The following is a 16,244-nucleotide window of genomic DNA, read 5'->3' on the forward strand; positions in this document are numbered from 1 at the left end:
CAGGTTCTCGGTCATTGGCGAATGTGGGTAACAAGCGGCCATTATGCCATGTCCTGAGGGGATAACTGTATGATCTGGGCAGGCAAAAATGTGCTTGAGCGCAAGTTTGCCTGCCCAAGGGGGCCACAAGTGGCTGGCAGGCTTATTTCACCGCGGCTATCGCCTGGCCTTTGCCCGGGCGGATGCTGAGTTTCATGCCGTCGCTGAGGGTCTCGGCGCCGCGAACCACAACCTGATCGCCGGGGCTCAGTTCACCTTCCACCGCAATCCAGGGGCCTTCGCCGTCGCCCAGGGTCACCGGAATGCGCTCGGCGGTTTGCTCGGCGCTCACCCTGAACACGGCCGCGCCGCTGGAGCGCAGCACCAGCGCATCGCGTGGCACCAGGGTGGTGAGGGTGGCCGGTGCTATCGGCAGCGCCATCGATACCAGCTCGCCTATGTTGATCACTTTGGCCATATCTTCGGGCAAATCCAGCCTGGCCTCAAAGGTTTGGCTGCGCACGTCTGATACAGGGATCAGGCTGCGAATACGGGCGCTGAACTCGCCCTGGCTGTGATACACCCTGAGGTCGTCACCCACATTCACCCGGCGGCTGTGCTTAAGCGGTGCGTGCAGTCGCAGCTCCAGATGATCCGGGTCTGTGATGGTTAATACGGGTTCGGCGGGGCCTATGTCTTCACCGGCCTGATGCTGGCGGGCAATCACAATACCATTGAAGGGCGCCTTGAGCTGGGTGCGGCTCAGGTTGTCGCGGATGATATCGAGCCGCACCTTGGCCAGGGTCAGATTGCTCTTGGCCAGGTCGCGGTCGGAACGGGTATCGTCAAGCTCGGTGCGGGAAATACTCTGGCTGCCAGCGAGTCGCTCCAACCGTTCCAGGTTGCGTTCCAGTCGGCTCAGGGTAATTTGCTCCCGCTCAACCAGCGCCTGCTGTTCTGCCAGTTGCAGCTTGAGCTGGGTGTCTTCCAGCCGGGCAACGGTTTCACCGCTGTTGACCCGGATGCCGGGCTCCATCACCCATTCGAGTTTGCCGGACACTCCCGGCGTCAGTTCGGCAACGCTGCGGCTGTGCACTGTGCCTACCACCATCAGCTTGGGCGACAGTGGTCGTTGTTCGACGTTGGCTACGCCAACGGTGCGTTCATCGGCGCCATGGGCGCTGCTCAGGGCAAGGCCAAGCAGCAAGCCGGTCAGGATGGCAGGTTTCATTGGGTTACCTCATTCAGTACGGGCGTGGTGGCCTTGGGGCTGCCGGCAAGGCGGAGCAGACTTGGCATCAACAGCAGGGTAAACAGCGCCGAGAAGGTCATGCCTCCCACAATCACGGCGGCAAGGCCACGGTAGATTTCGCTGCCTACCCCTGGCACCAGCATCAGTGGCAACATGCCGAAGATGGAGGTGAGGGTGCTCATGTAAACCGGCCGAGCCCGGGTGGCAATGGCATCGGCAATGGCATCGTCCAGACTCAGGCCGTCGCGGCAGCCCTGGCGGGTTTGGTCGACCAGCAAAATAGCGTTGTTGACCACCAGTCCCAGCAGGATGATAAAGCCAATCATGGTGAGCAAATCCAGACTCTGGAAGCTAAACAGGTTCAGCAGTCGCAGGCTCAGCACCCCACCGCAAATGGCCAGCGGCATCGACAGGATCACCAGCAGGCTGTCTTTGACGGACTTGAACAGCGCTGCCATCAGCAGGAACAGAATGATCACGGCCATCAGGAAGTTGGTGCCCATCTGGGTGATGGTATGGCTGAGACGGTCGGCCACCCCCCGGAACGCCAGCGAACCTTCGGAGGGCAACAGGGCGCGGATTTTATCCAGAGTATCGTTGTTCAGTTGCTCCATGGCTTCATCCATGGACAAATCCTGGGGCGGGATCACCAACAGCGAAATCGCCCGGCGGCCGTTAACCCGTTGCAGCTGGGTCGGCCCCACGGTACGGGAGATGCGCGCCAGCTCGCCCACGGTTTGCACCCCGGCGCCCTGGGTAAATACAGGGGTGGCAGCGAGCTGCTCTGGGTATTCCCAGGTTGGTCCTTTCAGCAGTACGTCCATGCGCTCGTTGCCGTCGAAGTATTCCCCCACCCACAAACCCGAGGTGTAGGCGCGAATGGCGTTGGCAATCTGGCTGCGGTCGGCGCCAGCCTGTGCCAGCCGATGCTCATCGGGGATGAGCTGCAGCTCCGGCTGCGCCAGACTTAGCCCGGGGATTGGCCGCACCACTGCGCCCGGCAGAGCCTCGCTGATGATGGGCATGGCGGCGGAGGCCACTTCCATCAATTGCTCCATGTCAGAGCCAATCAGGTCGATATTGATGGCGCGGCCGCCGTTAAAGCCAAAGTTCAGCAGGGTGCTGCGGCTGGGGAAGGCCTGGGTATCCGGCAGGTCTTTAAGGATTTCGCTGCGAAGCAGTCCTATCATTTCGTCGATGCGGGTCGGGTCCTCGGGGTAGATAAACAGCACGTTGAACGCGCCGAACACCGAGAAGTTGTAGCCCTTGATATACGGCTGTTTTTCCTTGTCGTAATAGGGTTTCAGGCGACTTATCAGCAAGGTGCCAAGCTCGGCCTCCATGGCTTCGATATTGGCGCCGGGCGGCAGGGAGAAAAAGGTAAAAATGCCATCGCCGCTGGCCTGGGGCAGAAAATCGACCCGTGGCATCAACGCCAGACTGATTACGCTGGTGCCCACAATCAGCAGCGCACACCAAAAGCTTGCCAGTTTGCGGCTGTGGGTGAGCTTGCCAATCCAGGCGGCCAGTGGTCGCCAGTAATCCTTGCCTTGAGCAGGGCTGGCTTTGACCTTCCACACCATGTTGAGCATGGGAATAATGCTGATGGCGCTGAGAAAAGATGACACCACCGCCACTGAGAGAGTCAGCGCCAGATCGGAAAACAGCTGCCCCTCCACCCCGGGCATAAAGAGCACCGGCAGGAAGATGGCCACAGTGGTGGCGGTGGAAGCGAGCAGGGCACCCTTAACCTGGGCAGTACCTGTGAGCACCGCCTCGGCAAGCGCCATTCCCTGCTGGCGCAGCCGCACTATGTTTTCCTGCACTATGATGGCTGCATCCAGCACCAGTCCCACCGCAAAGGCCAGCCCGGCGAGGGAGATAATGTTGAGGGTACGCCCCATGGCTTCCAGGGTGATAAAGGCCACCAACAGGGCTACCGGAATGGTCACGCCAATCATCAGGGTGGCGCGCATATCCCGCAGGAAGGCATACAGGATCAGCAAAGCCAGCAGCACCCCAATCCCCAGATTACCTTTCACCAACAGGATGGCGCGCTTGATGTGAATCGAGGCGTCGAACGACAGCTCTATGGTCAGCCCCTGGGGGTTGAGCACCTCACGGTTCAGATCGGCGATGGCCTGATTAACCCCATCCAGCGCCACCACAGTGTTGGCATCGAAGGTGCCCTGCAAGGTGATGTAATAGGCCGGGAAGCCGTTGCGTTTGGTAAAGCCGCGCTGCTCCGTGGTGGTTACCCGGATTTCGGCCAGCTCGTGCAGATACACGGGGCGGCCGTTGTTGTAGGCCACAATCAGTTGGCCCAGGGTTTCGGGCTTGTATTGGCCGGCAAAGCGCACCGTGTACTCGCGTCTGCCTACCTTGGCGGTACCGCCGGAAATATCGGCGGCGCGGGAAATGGTCGAGCGCAGCTGGTCGAGGGTGATACCCAGCGCTGCGGCGCGGAAGGGGTCAAACTCGATATGCAGCTCTTTGGGAAGACGGCTTTGCAGCTGCACCGCACCAACGCCTGTGACCTGACGCAGCCTGGGCTCCACCAGATCATCAATCAGCTTTTGGTAACGCGACAGGTCGGTCTCGGGGTTGTCCGGCAGGGTGTAGATCAGCAGCGATGCCAGATTGGGCGTACCGCCGTTGCCACCGCCCACATTGATAAAGGGCTCGCCGGCGTCCAGCGGCCGTGGCGGGGTTTGGTTGAGGGCGTTGATCACGTTGATCATCGCCTCCTGCATATTGGTGCCCACATCGAAGGTGAGGGTGATGCCACCAAAGCCCTGGGAAATATTGGAGGTCATTTCAGTGACCCCGGGCACCTGGCGCAGCACATTTTCCTGCGGCTCTATGATGTTGGATTCCATCTCCTGCGGCGCTGCCGCGCGCCAGTTGTTAAACACGGAGATTTGCGGCTGCTCAATGCTGGGCAGCAGTTGCACCGGCAGTTTGGCAATGGCCAGCAGACCAAACATCAGAATTAGCATCAAAGCAACTGTAGTGGCAGCCGGGTTGCGGGTGCTGGTGTGGGTCAGGTTCATGGCTGGGGCCGGTTGTTTCAGGCATGCTGCGAAGCATAATGGGCAGATGTAAACAAAACATGAGTCAATGGTAAGTAAATGTAAGCGCCATTAGCATCAGAATGATAAGTGTTACTATTTAAAAATCATTGATTTAGGTAAATTTTGTTGATCTTTTGCAGCGGGTTAAGGACAATGCCGCGACGTAAAAATAACCCGAAAGATGAAGGACGAACCATGTTGGCAGCCACAATGATCGACAAGCTCAACGAGCAGATTAACCTCGAATTTTTCTCATCCAACCTCTATCTGCAGATGAGCGCCTGGTGTGAGGACAAAGGATTTGAAGGGGCGGCCCACTTTATGCGTGCCCATGCCGATGAGGAAATGGGTCATATGCGTCGTCTGTTCACCTACGTGAGTGAAACCGGTGGCCTGCCGCTGATTGGCACCATTGAAGCGCCCCGTGCCGACTTCACTTCGCTGCTGTCGCTGTTCGAATACACCTACGAGCACGAGCAGACCATTACCCGTAAAATCAATGAATTGGCCCATGCGGCCTTCACCAGCCATGACTACTCTACTTTCCACTTCCTGCAGTGGTACGTGGCCGAGCAGCACGAAGAAGAAAAGCTGTTCAAGAGCATAGTGGACAAAATCCGCCTGGTAGGTGAAGACGGCAAGGCACTGTTCTTTATCGATAAAGACCTGGAAATGCTGGCCACCAAAGAGGCCGAAAGCATTATGAAGCCAGCCGCTGTTTAAGCGGTGATGGAATCAAAAAAGCGGCCCGGTGGCCGCTTTTTTGTTTCAGATATTCATGGAGTCGAAGTGGCCTCTGCGCTGATCCAGGCGCTCATTGAGCCAGACGGTGAGTTCGTCAAACGCCAGCGGTTTGGAGATATAAAAGCCCTGGCCATAGTCGCTGCCAAGCTTCTGCAAAAACGCCTGCTGCTGTTCAGTTTCAATGCCTTCGGCCACCAGTTTCATCCCCAGCGACTTACCCATGTGCACAATGGCCCGGATCAGGTTGGCATCTGAGTCGCAGCCGGGCAGCTGCTCCACAAAGCTCTTGTCTATCTTGATGACGGAGATGGGGAATTTCTTCAAATAACTCAATGAAGAATAGCCGGTGCCAAAGTCATCCAGATAGATGGCGCAGCCCAAATCGCGGATACGGCCCAGCACTTCGAGGCAATGATTACTGTCGTCCATCAACATGCTTTCGGTGATTTCCACATGCAAATGGCGCGGCGCTACACCGTGGCGCGACAGAGCGCCTCTGAGCTGTTCTTCCAGCGACAGCCCCTTGCTGTCGCACTGACAGGCCGACACATTGATGGCCACACTCAAACCGTGCCCCATGGCATGCAGCCGCGACAGGTCGCAAAGCGCCTTGTCTATTACCCAATTGCCGATGGCGTGCATCAGCCCCATGTCCTCGGCAACCGGAATAAAGCGCGCAGGAGATATCAGCCCCTTGTCCGGATCCTGCCAGCGGATCAGAGCTTCAATGGCGGTGATGTCGCCGGTTTTAATGTCCATGACCGGCTGATAATGCAGTAAAAACTCATCCCGGCTGACGGCGCGGCGCAGCGCCTGCTCCATGGCGAGCCGTTCAACCATCGCCTGATTCATCTCGGGAGTGAAGTATTTAAAGTGGCCGCGACCATCGTCCTTGGCGCCATACAACGCGGTTTCGGCATTGCGCAGCAGGGTTTCCACATCCAAACCATCCTGGGGATAAATCCCCACTCCCAGACTGGCGGACACATCCACGCTGGCGCCCTGCAACACAAAGGGCTCGCTGAGCCCGGCGAGGATCCGCTTGGCTTGCTGCTCGACACTGGATTCCTGCGCCAATCTTGGCAGCACTATCACAAACTCATCGCCGCCGATGCGGGCCAAAAAGTCGGTGGAGCCCAAAATCTGCTGCAGCCGTTCGGCCACGGCTTTCAGCAGCAGATCGCCCGAGTCGTGGCCCTGGGTGTCGTTAACGAATTTGAACCTGTCCAAATCCAGTACCATCACCGCCAGCTTGCGGGAATCGTGGCGCGCCATCTTGATTTCATGGCCCAGACGCTCCGACAGCAGCTTGCGGTTGGGCAGATCGGTAAGGGCGTCAAAATTGGCTTTGTACCAGATGTCCTGCTCGTATTGCTTGCGACGGCTGATGTCCATAAACAGGCCAATGTGCTGCACTATGCGGCCCTCGTCGTCGCGTACCAGGGTGATGGCGAGGTACTCGGGATACACCTGGCCATCCTTGCGGCGGTTCCAGATTTCCCCTTCCCATTTGCCTGTGGTGCGCAGCGACTCCCACATGGCGTCGTACAGGTGGGCGGGGTTGCGGTGGGAGCTGAGTATGGACGGGTTGCGGCCTTTGACTTCCTCGAGGCTGTAGCCGGTAATTTGGCTGAAGGCGGGATTGACCAGTTCGATATGGTTGTCGGCGTCGGTCACCATAATGCCTTCGGCGGAATACTCGAACACGGCTGCGGCGCGCCCCAGCTCCTGGCGGTATTTCTTGCGCTCTTTGAGCATCTTGTTCATGGCCTCGGCCATGCGGGCAATCTCGTCCGAGCCCTTGGTTTTGATGGTCAGCTCCAACCTGGGGTCATCGGCCATCTTCTGCATGTCGGTGGCGATGCTCTCAATTTTGCCCATAAAGCTGGCGATGATTTTCCGCCCCAGCAGCAGGGAGACCAGTAGGGTGAGTGCGGCGGCCAGACTGTAAATACTGATAAATAACAGCGCCATGCGCATCTGATGGCGACTTAGTTCTTCGATGTTGCCACTTATCTGATGGGTCAGTTCGTGCAGCATGGCAATGCGCTCGCTGGCCAGATCCCACCACAGGGAAGCCGCCACCGGCGGTGCGGGATACTTCAGATGCTCCAGCGCCCGCATCATGGGGCCGTCATCCACCTGCACCTGGGCATCCACCGCCCGCACGTTCAGGCCGCGGCGGTTAAGTTCGCGGATCCGCTGCAGGTGGGTGTGGTAGGCGAGGGTGGTGGCGCGAATGTCCTGCAGCGCCTGACGCTGGGCATGGCTTAAGTGTTTGTTGGATTCCAGCTGGGTCAGCAGCCGGTTTATCCGCTGCCAGTCGGCGTTGAAGGCATCGGCATAGGCCTCGTCACCACGCAGCAGGTAGTTTTTGAAATGATGGATAAGGCCGCCGTAACCAAGCCCGGCACTGAGTTCCCAGGCGAGCTGGCTTATCTGCCGCTGCTCGTTGAGCAGCCCCCGGATTTCCTTCACCTGCTGGTTTTGCAATGTAGATTGCAGCCGAAGAAACAGCAGTCGATGCTCATTCTCAAAGGTGTCCTGCGCCAGACTCATGGCGTGGGCCTGCTCGAGGATCAGCGCCTGCAACGGCTGCATCGCCGCCAGCTCCAGTGAATCTGAGCTGAGCAGATTATTGAGCAGGCCACGCTCGCGGGCTGCCAGCTCCTGGATCCTTTGGGCCAGCAGCAGGTCGGAATAGGCCCGCGACTGCACCGCATCATTGGTCTGATGCTGCAACTGGTTCACCAGCAGCAGGAGTTCATCGTTGAAGGCGTTGAAAAAAGCGCGTTCGTCCATACGCCGCTCCTGCAGCAGCTTCTGGCGAATAAGGGTGAGACGATTGGCGCTTTTTTTGATGTTGGCGAGGCATTCATCGAACAGCTGCCTGTCGATTTCTTCGAGTCCAGACAGTAACTTGGCGAGCGGATCGCTCTGGATTAACTGGCGGTAGTGCAGGTCGGTAATGGATTGCTGGGCATTGAGATCTTTGGCCGTGGTGGAGGGGTGGTCGCTCAGCCAGTTGAGGCTCAGGCCGCGCTCTTTTTGCAGTTCGTAAATCAGGTCGCTGACTTGATTACTGACCTGAATCGCCATGGCGTTGCGGTGCGCGGTGAGAAATTCCTGATGCAGACCCCAGGCGCGGACAATACCGAATACCGCCAGCATGACAATAGGCAAAACGGCAAACAGGATCAGTTTTTGTCTCAGGCTGTAGTCGTGCAGCGACACCATGTGTAAAAGAGCCCCATCTTGGATTGTAATCGCACCCCTTTACTTCCCTGTGAGAGCGTTTGGTCGGCAAGATTTAGCACAGCGAAAATTGAGCGGCTAACCTTAATTCATCGATTTCTAATCCAGGTCACAAAAGGCAGACAAAAAACTGATTTTTTGAGGTTGCTGTACGGTAATAGACTGAAAAAAGGCGACATGGAGTCGCCTTCGTGGTGGGTGCGCTGTTTAAAACTTAAGCAGTTTTGGGCCTGACTTTCGCCGGGCGGCTAAGGCATTGGCAGCCACATATACGCTGTGGTATCCGCGGCCCCGCACTGAACTCAGGCGCTTTTTGCCAGCAGGGCTTCGCGATACTGCACCAGATCTTCGATAGCCAGCACCGGCATCTGGTGGCGCTGACCAAAGGTGATTATTTCGGGCAAACGGGCCATGGTGCCGTCGGCGTTGGTGAGTTCGCACAGTACGCCAAAAGGCTTGAGTCCGGCCAGACGCATCAGGTCGACCGTGCCTTCGGTGTGGCCGCGACGACCCAGCACCCCGGCCGGATGAGCCCGCAGCGGATACACATGCCCCGGGCGCGCAAGGTGCTCAGGTCTTGCACCATCGGCAATGGCGGCCTGGATAGTGGTCACCCGATCGGCAGCCGACACCCCCGTGGTAACCCCATGTCTGGCTTCAATACTTACGGTGAATGCGGTGCCGTATTGGCTGCTGTTGTCTTCCACCATAGGCGGCAGCTCCAGCTGTTTAACCCACTCATCGGTGAGGCACAGGCACACAATGCCGGAGCATTCGCGAATCAGCATGGCCATTTGCGCCGCAGTCAGACTCTCGGCGGCAAAAATCAGGTCGCCTTCGTTTTCGCGATCTTCATCATCCACCACTAATACGCCCCGACCGTTTCGAAGGGCAGACAAGGCCGCTTCGACCCGCTCAATCGGGTTGCCGTATTGCGCCAGCAAAGAAGGGTTTGATTGAAACTGATCCATAATAAATTCCTTAACATCATTGATTTATTGGATCAGGGCACAGAAAGACATGTCGGATTGCTGGCAAGAGCAATCGACAAGAGGTGAGGTACGGCTACGCCGCCGCTGTGCATGTATGCGGCATGCAGTAACACCCGGCCAGCCAAAGGCAGACGGGACAACCGAACCTGTTTCACCATTCTCTCCCATCCGGACTGAGCCCCTGAATGAAAGCTGCAGCCACAGCTCGCCTTTCACCTTTCGGGACAACACCGTCGGCTCCGGAATGGCAGCATGGCTGCGTCACCGGATCTGCTGACCCTGCGCGAAACTTGGCTCGCAGGCGCTCGCGGGCTTTGAGGAGTTGTGCTGTAAAATCACGACCCTTCATCTACCGCCGGTGGGGAATTTCACCCCGCCCTGAGAATGTATGCCGTCACCTGGGTGACAGCGGCGATATTGTCCTACTAAGCCCGGGCTGAGTCCAGTTTCTCTTTGACGCCGGCGCTATGCCTGTCTTGCAAATCACACGGCGTGGCAGCACTATGATCTGCAACAACAAAAAGGTTATACAACAACTAAAAGCCGTCGGGCAGGCGCCGTTTGCTGCCATGAGCCCGCCAGAAATCCCTGAGTACAGTTTCAGCCAAGGAATGCAATTATGAAGCATAACGCCTTGATAGCAGGAGTATGTTTATTTATGTCTGCTTGCAGTCATCACAGCGCCCAGGCGCCAGAAGCCGCCGACGCCCCCATTGCCAAAAAAGTGCCTCACACCATGGCGCTGCATGGTGTCAGTCGCACCGACAATTATTATTGGCTCAGGGATGATAAGCGCGAGAGCCCCGAGGTTCTGGCGTATCTGAACGCCGAGAATGCCTATGCCAAGGCTCGCATGAGCGGCTGGACGGCCCTGAAAGACACCCTGTTCGATGAGATGAAATCGCGACTGGTGAAGGATGACAGCTCGGTGCCTTATCGCTGGAAGGGGCAGTATTACTACCGCCGGGTCGAAGGCGAGCGGGAATACCCCATCATTGCCCGCAAGGTGTCGCTCGATGCCCCGGAGCAGGTGCTGCTGGACGCCAATGAACGTGCCGCCGGGCACGAGTTTTACTCCCTTGGCCGAACTACCATCAGCGAAGACGGCAAGCTGCTGGCCTTTGGCGAAGATACCTTAAGTCGCCGCATTTACCGTATTTATATCAAAGACATTGCCACTGGCGCCTTGCTTGACGATGTACTGGAAAACACCGAAGGCGAAGCCATCTGGGCCAACGATGGCCAGCACCTGTTTTATATCGCCAAAGATCCGCAAACCCTGCTGGGTTATCAGGTATTCCGCCACAAGTTAGGCACGCCCCAAAGCGAAGATGTGTTGGTGTATGAAGAGGCCGACGACAGCTTCTATATCGACCTTGGCAAGAGTCTGGATGGCAGCCAAATTCTGCTCTATCACCAAAGCACCACCACCAGTGAAGTGCAGCTGCTGGATGCCAATGCGCCTCTTGGCGAGTTTGTGCCCTTCCTGCCACGGGAAGAAGACCATGAGTATTCGATTACCAAGCTTGGCGACACCTACTACGTGCTCACCAATTGGCAGGCCACCAATTTCCGGCTGATGGCGGTCGACAAGGCTCATACCGCCGACAAATCCAGGTGGCGTGAGGTATTGCCTTACGATGAAGCGGTACGGATTGAAGATGTGCTGGTGCTCAAGTCGGCATTGGTACTGCAAACCCGTGAGGCGGGTAAAACCCATATCCGTATCTATCAGCCCGATGGCACTGCGCCCACTGAAATCGAATTCGATGAAGCGGCCTATGTCACCTGGCTGGGGATGAATCCGGAGCAGGATTCAACTCTGGTGCGGTTTCACTATTCCAGCCTCACCACGCCGGACTCCACTTTTGATTACAACCTGAGTACCGGCAAGCGTGAGCTGAAAAAGCAGCTGCAGGTGCCGGGGTTTGAAGCCGGGGCGTATCAGAGTGAGCGGCTGATGTTGCCTGCGCGGGACGGCACCCTGGTGCCTGTGTCTGTGGTGTACCGCAAAGACAAGTTCAACAAAGATGGCAGCAATCCGCTGTATCAATATGGCTATGGCGCCTACGGCAGCGTGGTCGACCCCGACTTTTCGCTGTCGGCCCTGAGCCTGCTTGACCGGGGCGTGGTGTATGCCATTGCCCATGTGCGGGGCGGCGAAATGCTCGGGCGCCCCTGGTACGACGCCGGGCGCATGTTCAACAAGATAAACAGCTTTACCGATTTTATCGATGTGACCGACGGCTTGGTCAAACTGGGTTACGGCGCCAAAGATAAGGTGGTAGCCAGCGGTGCCAGTGCCGGCGGCTTACTGATGGGCGCCGTGGCCAATATGGCGGGTGAAAAGTACCTGGCCATCAACGCAGGCGTACCCTTTGTGGATGTGGTAACTACCATGCTGGATGAGTCGATTCCACTGACCACCAACGAATATGACGAGTGGGGTAACCCCAATGAAAAGCCCAGCTTCGACTATATGCTGAGCTACTCTCCCTACGACAACCTGGCCCGCAAAGCCTATCCGCACATGCTGGTGACTACGGGGCTGCACGATTCTCAGGTGCAGTACTTTGAGCCGGCCAAATGGGTGGCCAAGCTGCGCGACTACAAGACCGACAGCAACGAACTCTTGCTGGTGACCGATATGGAAGCGGGTCACGGCGGTAAGTCCGGCCGCTACCGCCAGTTTGAAGATATGGCGCTGGAGTATGGCTTCTTCTTACATCACTGGGGGCTTGAGTGATCGACGGCTGGCAGTGTGATACGGGCCACGGCGGCGAGTCCGGCCGCTACCGCCAGTTTGAAGATATGGCGCTGGAGTACGTTTTCAACCTGCATCACTGGGGGCTTGAATGATCGACGGCTGGCAGTGCGATACGGGGCACGGCGGTAAGTCCGGCCGCTACCGCCAGTTTGCAGATATGGCGCTGGAGTACGTTTTCAACCTGCATCACTGGGGGCTTGAGTGAGCCAGAGCTGGCAGCTGTACATCATCCGCTGCGGTGGCGGTGAGCTATACACCGGCGTGACCACAGATGTGGCGCGCCGCTTCGGTGAACATCAGGGCGGCGGCCCCAAGGCGGCCAAGTATTTGCGTGGTCGAGGGCCGCTTTCGCTGGTTTATCAGGAGCATGTTGGCAGTCGCGGCGATGCGCTGCGGCGCGAACTGGCGGTGAAAAAACTGTCCAGGGTCAGCAAGGAAGCCCTGATAGCCTCAGGGTCTGGCTGCGGGAACCTAAGTGCAAATGCCGTATCTAATTCGGAAAAGGTTACCGAGGGTGCCGAGTGAAAATTCTGCTGGTGGAAGACAACGCCGACATTGCTGCATCTCTGGCTGAAGAGTTGTGTGATAACGACTGGGACTTTGCAATCAATGGATTACAAGGTCTTAGGTTAGCGCAGTCGAACAATTATGATTTGATCCTGCTGGATTTGAACCTGCCCGGCATGGATGGTCTGGCGCTGTGCAAGCGCCTGCGGGACGGCGGCGTCAATACGCCTGTCATCATGCTCACCGCCCGCGACACCCGTGACGATCTGCTCGATGGCCTGCGCGCCGGTGCCGATGACTACCTGATTAAACCTTTCGATCTGGACGAGCTCAGGCTCAGGATTGATGCCGTGGTCAGACGCTGTTCGGGCGCAGGTTTCTCCAAGTCATTAACCTATAAAGATATCGAGCTGGATTTACGCAGCCATAAAGCCTACCGCGCCGGTGAAGAACTGTTATTGCCGCCGGTGTGTTTTGCGCTGCTGACCTGCCTGATGCGCCACCCCGGCGAGCTTATCGGCCGCGAAGTGCTGGAGCGGGCGGTCTGGCCCGAAGGCCCGCCCGATGACGATATTTTGCGAAAGCACATTTATCTGCTGCGGCAAAAACTCGATAAACCCTTTACCGAAAAGCGGATCCACACCCAGGCCCGCAAAGGATACCGGCTGCTGTGAATGCCAATATCGAACAGAAGATTAACCGCAGCTTTATGATTGGCGCTGCGGTGCTGCTGGCCTGTTATGCACTGTTGATTGAATACGGCATCCATGCGCTGGAAAACCACCTCAGTGGCGCCTTTTTGCAGACGGTGGCGCCGCAACTGATCGATGCGTATGAACACGGCGCCTTATCGCCCTCCGATGAGGCGCAGATCCAGCTTTTGCCATCGCTGCCTGCCGAACTTGCCGCTCAACTGCCATCCAGTGAGCCCGGGCTTTATAACCTGCACCATCCCAATATCGATGTGGAATTCAACGTGCTGGTGGTGTCCCGGGAGGCTGGGCATCTGTATCTGGTGCAGCGCCCGGATTTGTTTGAGCTGGAAGGTTGGCAGGACTTTTTGCTCGATACCCTGCTGATTGGCGGCGGTGCGGCCTTGCTGCTGCTTTCAAGCCTGTATATCCGCAGCACCGCAAGGCGTATCGGTAAACCTTTTGGCAGCCTGGCGCAGCATCTGGAACGCGGCAGTCTGGAAACCGGCAATGAAGCATTGCAGCCAATCCCCCTTGCCGACGACACCCACGAATACGTGGCGCTGGTCAACGCCCTGAATCAGAGCCATGCGCGGGTAAAGCAGGCGCTGGCGCGGGAGAAGAACTTCACCCATTACGTCAGCCATGAGTTCCGCACGCCGCTGACAGTGCTCAAACTCGCCCTGGGTAAGATGGCGCAGAAGGATGCGCCGCCGATGCAGCGTGCCCAGCGGGCAGTACAGCAAATGGAGAACCTGGCCAGTGTGCTGTTGCTGCTGGCCCGCAAGACAGAACACAAAGATGGCCGCTGCCTGTTGGATGAGGCATTTTTGGCGCCTTTGCTTGAGCGTCTTGCTACCCGCAGGCAAAGCAGCGCCGCCGATTTTGCCATGCGGGTACAGCCCTGCGAGCTTGATGCCCACCCACTGCTGGTGAGTTGCCTGATTGAAAACCTGCTGGCCAATGCCTTTATCCACAGCGTGGGGGCCAGGGTGCTGCTGAGTGTGGATACCAGTGGCCTGCTGATCTCCAATCTGGGCGGAGAAACCATAGACCATGGGGAAAGCCACGGCATAGGGCTTATCCTGGTGGAGGACATTTGCAAGCGATACGGCTGGCAGTTTTCCATCGATATGGCCCCAAGCGAAGTGGTGGCCCGGGTGCTGTTCAACAAAAGTATGACGGATGTGGACACTTCATTGACATAAGCAGCGATATGCTAACGCCGAAAGTTACATAAAAATAACAATGAGGCGGCTTGATGAAGCTGGGTAACACTGAACTCTCTGGTGCACAGAGTGTATTTTTCCTTTTGGGTGCATTGGCTGTTTTTTTCAGCCTGTTTCCCGAAGCCAGCAAACAGGGATTTTTGTGGCTAAACCAGGCGGGCAGGGCGTTTCCTGATACCCCGCTGGCCTTGATCACCAATCTGGGCAATGGCGTTATTGCCGCCTGCCTGTGGGTGACTTTACTGTGTTTTCGTCCTTCGGTGCTGTGGAAAGCCCTCGGTGCCATTGCCCTCAGTGCGCTTATCATCAACGCCATGAAGCAGGGGCTGGATGTGATGCGCCCCGCCGCCGTGTTGGATGATATTCGGATTGTTGGCGCCATGCGTCTCAATCACAGCCTGCCTTCTGCCCATACCGGGACTGTGTTTGCGCTGGCCGGTATTGCCTGGTCGCTGTGTCGCCGCGCCGATCTGAAAGCCATTATCCTGCTTGGCGCCGTGCTGGTTGGGCTGAGCCGGGTGACCAATGGTGCCCATTGGCCGCTGGATATCGTTATGGGTGCCTGGCTTGGTTGGGGCTGTGCCCGTCTCGCCTGGCGCTACGTGCCTGATTGCCACCTGTCGGCCCGTACCAGCATGCTGGTGCTGGGCGCCCTGTATCTGGCGCTGCTGATCAGTGCCCTGCAGGCCAAGGCCCCTTTCCCGCAGCTGCCGCTGGTGGACATTCAACTTAAGCTGATGCTGCTGTTGCCGCTGTTTGGTCTGTATCGCTTGTATACCGACGTGCGGGCCGAGGCGGCCGGCAAGAAGAAAGTCTCTCTGGCCGGTTGAAGCTTTTCGCAAGCTACAGGTTGGCTGAAACTGCGTCCATGTTGTTAGTGGCTGGTGCTTGAGTGTCAAAGCGGGTATGTTTGGCAGCAACATCGGCTAAAAAATAACATCATGGACGACTTTCTCACTGTAAATCAAAACGCTTGGGACAACCGTACCGAGCTGCATCTCGAATCTGATTTTTACGATCTCCCTGGCTTTCTGGCGGGCAACACCAGCTTGCGCGAAATAGAACTCGCCGAGCTGGATGTGCGCGGCAAGAGCCTGCTACACCTGCAGTGCCACTTCGGTCAGGACACCCTGTCATGGGCCCGCGCAGGCGCGGCTTCGGTGACCGGGCTTGATCTCTCCCCCAAGGCGATTGCCGCCGCAACAAGCATTGCCAGTGAACTTAAGCTCGATGACAGAGCAGACTTCGTCTGCGGCAATGTGCTCGATGCCCGTGCTCTGGTACAGGGCGAGTTCGAGCTGGTGTATTCCTCCTACGGGGTGCTGTGCTGGTTGCCGGATTTAACTGCCTGGGCCAACACCATCGCTTCCTGCCTTAAGCCCGGCGGCCTCTTCTTCCTTGCCGAGTTTCATCCAATCAAGGCACTGATGGACGGTTACGACTATTTTCACACCGGCAAAGCCGATGTGGAGCAAGAGGGCAGTTACACCGAAAACAGCCGCGAGGCCGAGAACACCATGGTCAGCTGGTCCCACGATCTGGGTGAAGTGGTCTCGGCATTGATTAACGCCGGTTTGGTGATTGAGTCGCTGCGGGAATATGACTTCAGCCCCTATGACTGCTTCGACAATCTGCTGGAAGAGGAGCCGGGGCGTTTCCGCCAGCGCCTTGACGGCAAGCCGCTGCCTTTGGTGTTTTCCATCAAGGCGCGCAAACCTCTGGTATAACAGGGGCGCCTGTCTCGGGCGCCCTT

10 protein-coding genes and 1 pseudogene are annotated in these 16,244 nt (G+C 57.5%); 7 read left to right on the plus strand and 4 right to left on the minus strand.

The genetic code is table 11. The features are described from left to right. Positions 1-142: 142 nt before the first annotated feature. Together STH12_RS18965 and STH12_RS18970 are read right to left on the minus strand one after the other, a co-directional pair. Positions 143-1,210, minus strand: coding sequence for an efflux RND transporter periplasmic adaptor subunit (locus tag STH12_RS18965; RefSeq protein ID WP_126169005.1), 1,068 nt, complete (start codon positions 1,208-1,210; stop codon positions 143-145). Next, entirely contained in the window at positions 1,207-4,284 is a 3,078-nt protein-coding gene (locus STH12_RS18970) for an efflux RND transporter permease subunit (RefSeq protein WP_126169006.1), read from the minus strand. The genes STH12_RS18965 and STH12_RS18970 overlap by 4 nt, the downstream gene beginning before the upstream one ends. 216 nt (positions 4,285-4,500) lie before the next feature. Here STH12_RS18970 and ftnA point away from each other — a divergent pair, with 216 nt between their 5' ends. Then, the gene (gene ftnA / locus STH12_RS18975; protein WP_126169007.1) at positions 4,501-5,028 is read left to right on the plus strand and encodes a non-heme ferritin; all 528 of its coding nucleotides are present in this window, start codon (positions 4,501-4,503) and stop codon (positions 5,026-5,028) included. Between the two features lie 45 nt (positions 5,029-5,073). Here ftnA and STH12_RS18980 read toward each other — a convergent pair whose 3' ends face one another. Both STH12_RS18980 and ribB read right to left on the minus strand, forming a co-directional pair. Next, a complete protein-coding gene (locus STH12_RS18980; RefSeq protein ID WP_126169008.1) occupies positions 5,074-8,286 on the minus strand; it encodes an EAL domain-containing protein in 3,213 nt (1,070 codons plus the stop codon). A 320-nt stretch (positions 8,287-8,606) separates the two neighbouring features. After that, on the minus strand, positions 8,607-9,275 hold the full coding sequence (ribB, locus tag STH12_RS18985) for a 3,4-dihydroxy-2-butanone-4-phosphate synthase (RefSeq protein ID WP_126169009.1): 669 nt from the start codon (positions 9,273-9,275) through the stop codon (positions 8,607-8,609). Positions 9,276-9,915: 640 nt separating this feature from the next. Between ribB and STH12_RS18990 the strand changes: the two genes are divergently transcribed. The 6 genes and pseudogenes from STH12_RS18990 to STH12_RS19015 all read left to right on the plus strand — a co-directional run bounded on the left by STH12_RS18990 (position 9,916) and on the right by STH12_RS19015 (position 16,218). Next, positions 9,916-12,042: a S9 family peptidase gene (locus STH12_RS18990; protein WP_126169010.1), complete on the plus strand. Its 2,127-nt coding sequence runs from the start codon at positions 9,916-9,918 to the stop codon at positions 12,040-12,042. A gap of 225 nt (positions 12,043-12,267) precedes the next feature. Next, a pseudogene (locus STH12_RS18995) lies at positions 12,268-12,588 on the plus strand (GIY-YIG nuclease family protein); the annotation flags it as partial. Beyond that, the gene (locus STH12_RS19000) at positions 12,585-13,244 is read left to right on the plus strand and encodes a response regulator transcription factor (RefSeq protein ID WP_126169012.1); all 660 of its coding nucleotides are present in this window, start codon (positions 12,585-12,587) and stop codon (positions 13,242-13,244) included. The pseudogene STH12_RS18995 and the gene STH12_RS19000, both read left to right, overlap by 4 nt. Continuing rightward, entirely contained in the window at positions 13,241-14,470 is a 1,230-nt protein-coding gene (locus tag STH12_RS19005) for a sensor histidine kinase (RefSeq protein ID WP_126169013.1), read from the plus strand. The genes STH12_RS19000 and STH12_RS19005 overlap by 4 nt, the downstream gene beginning before the upstream one ends. 53 nt (positions 14,471-14,523) lie before the next feature. Next, positions 14,524-15,321 (plus strand): phosphatase PAP2 family protein, encoded by a 798-nt coding sequence (locus STH12_RS19010; RefSeq protein WP_126169014.1) that lies wholly within the window; start codon positions 14,524-14,526, stop codon positions 15,319-15,321. Between the two features lie 111 nt (positions 15,322-15,432). Further along, complete coding sequence (locus STH12_RS19015) at positions 15,433-16,218, plus strand: class I SAM-dependent methyltransferase (protein ID WP_126169015.1); 786 nt, start codon at positions 15,433-15,435, stop codon at positions 16,216-16,218. Positions 16,219-16,244 lie beyond the last annotated feature (26 nt).

This window comes from Shewanella khirikhana, assembly GCF_003957745.1.
Lineage (GTDB): Bacteria > Pseudomonadota > Gammaproteobacteria > Enterobacterales > Shewanellaceae > Shewanella > Shewanella khirikhana.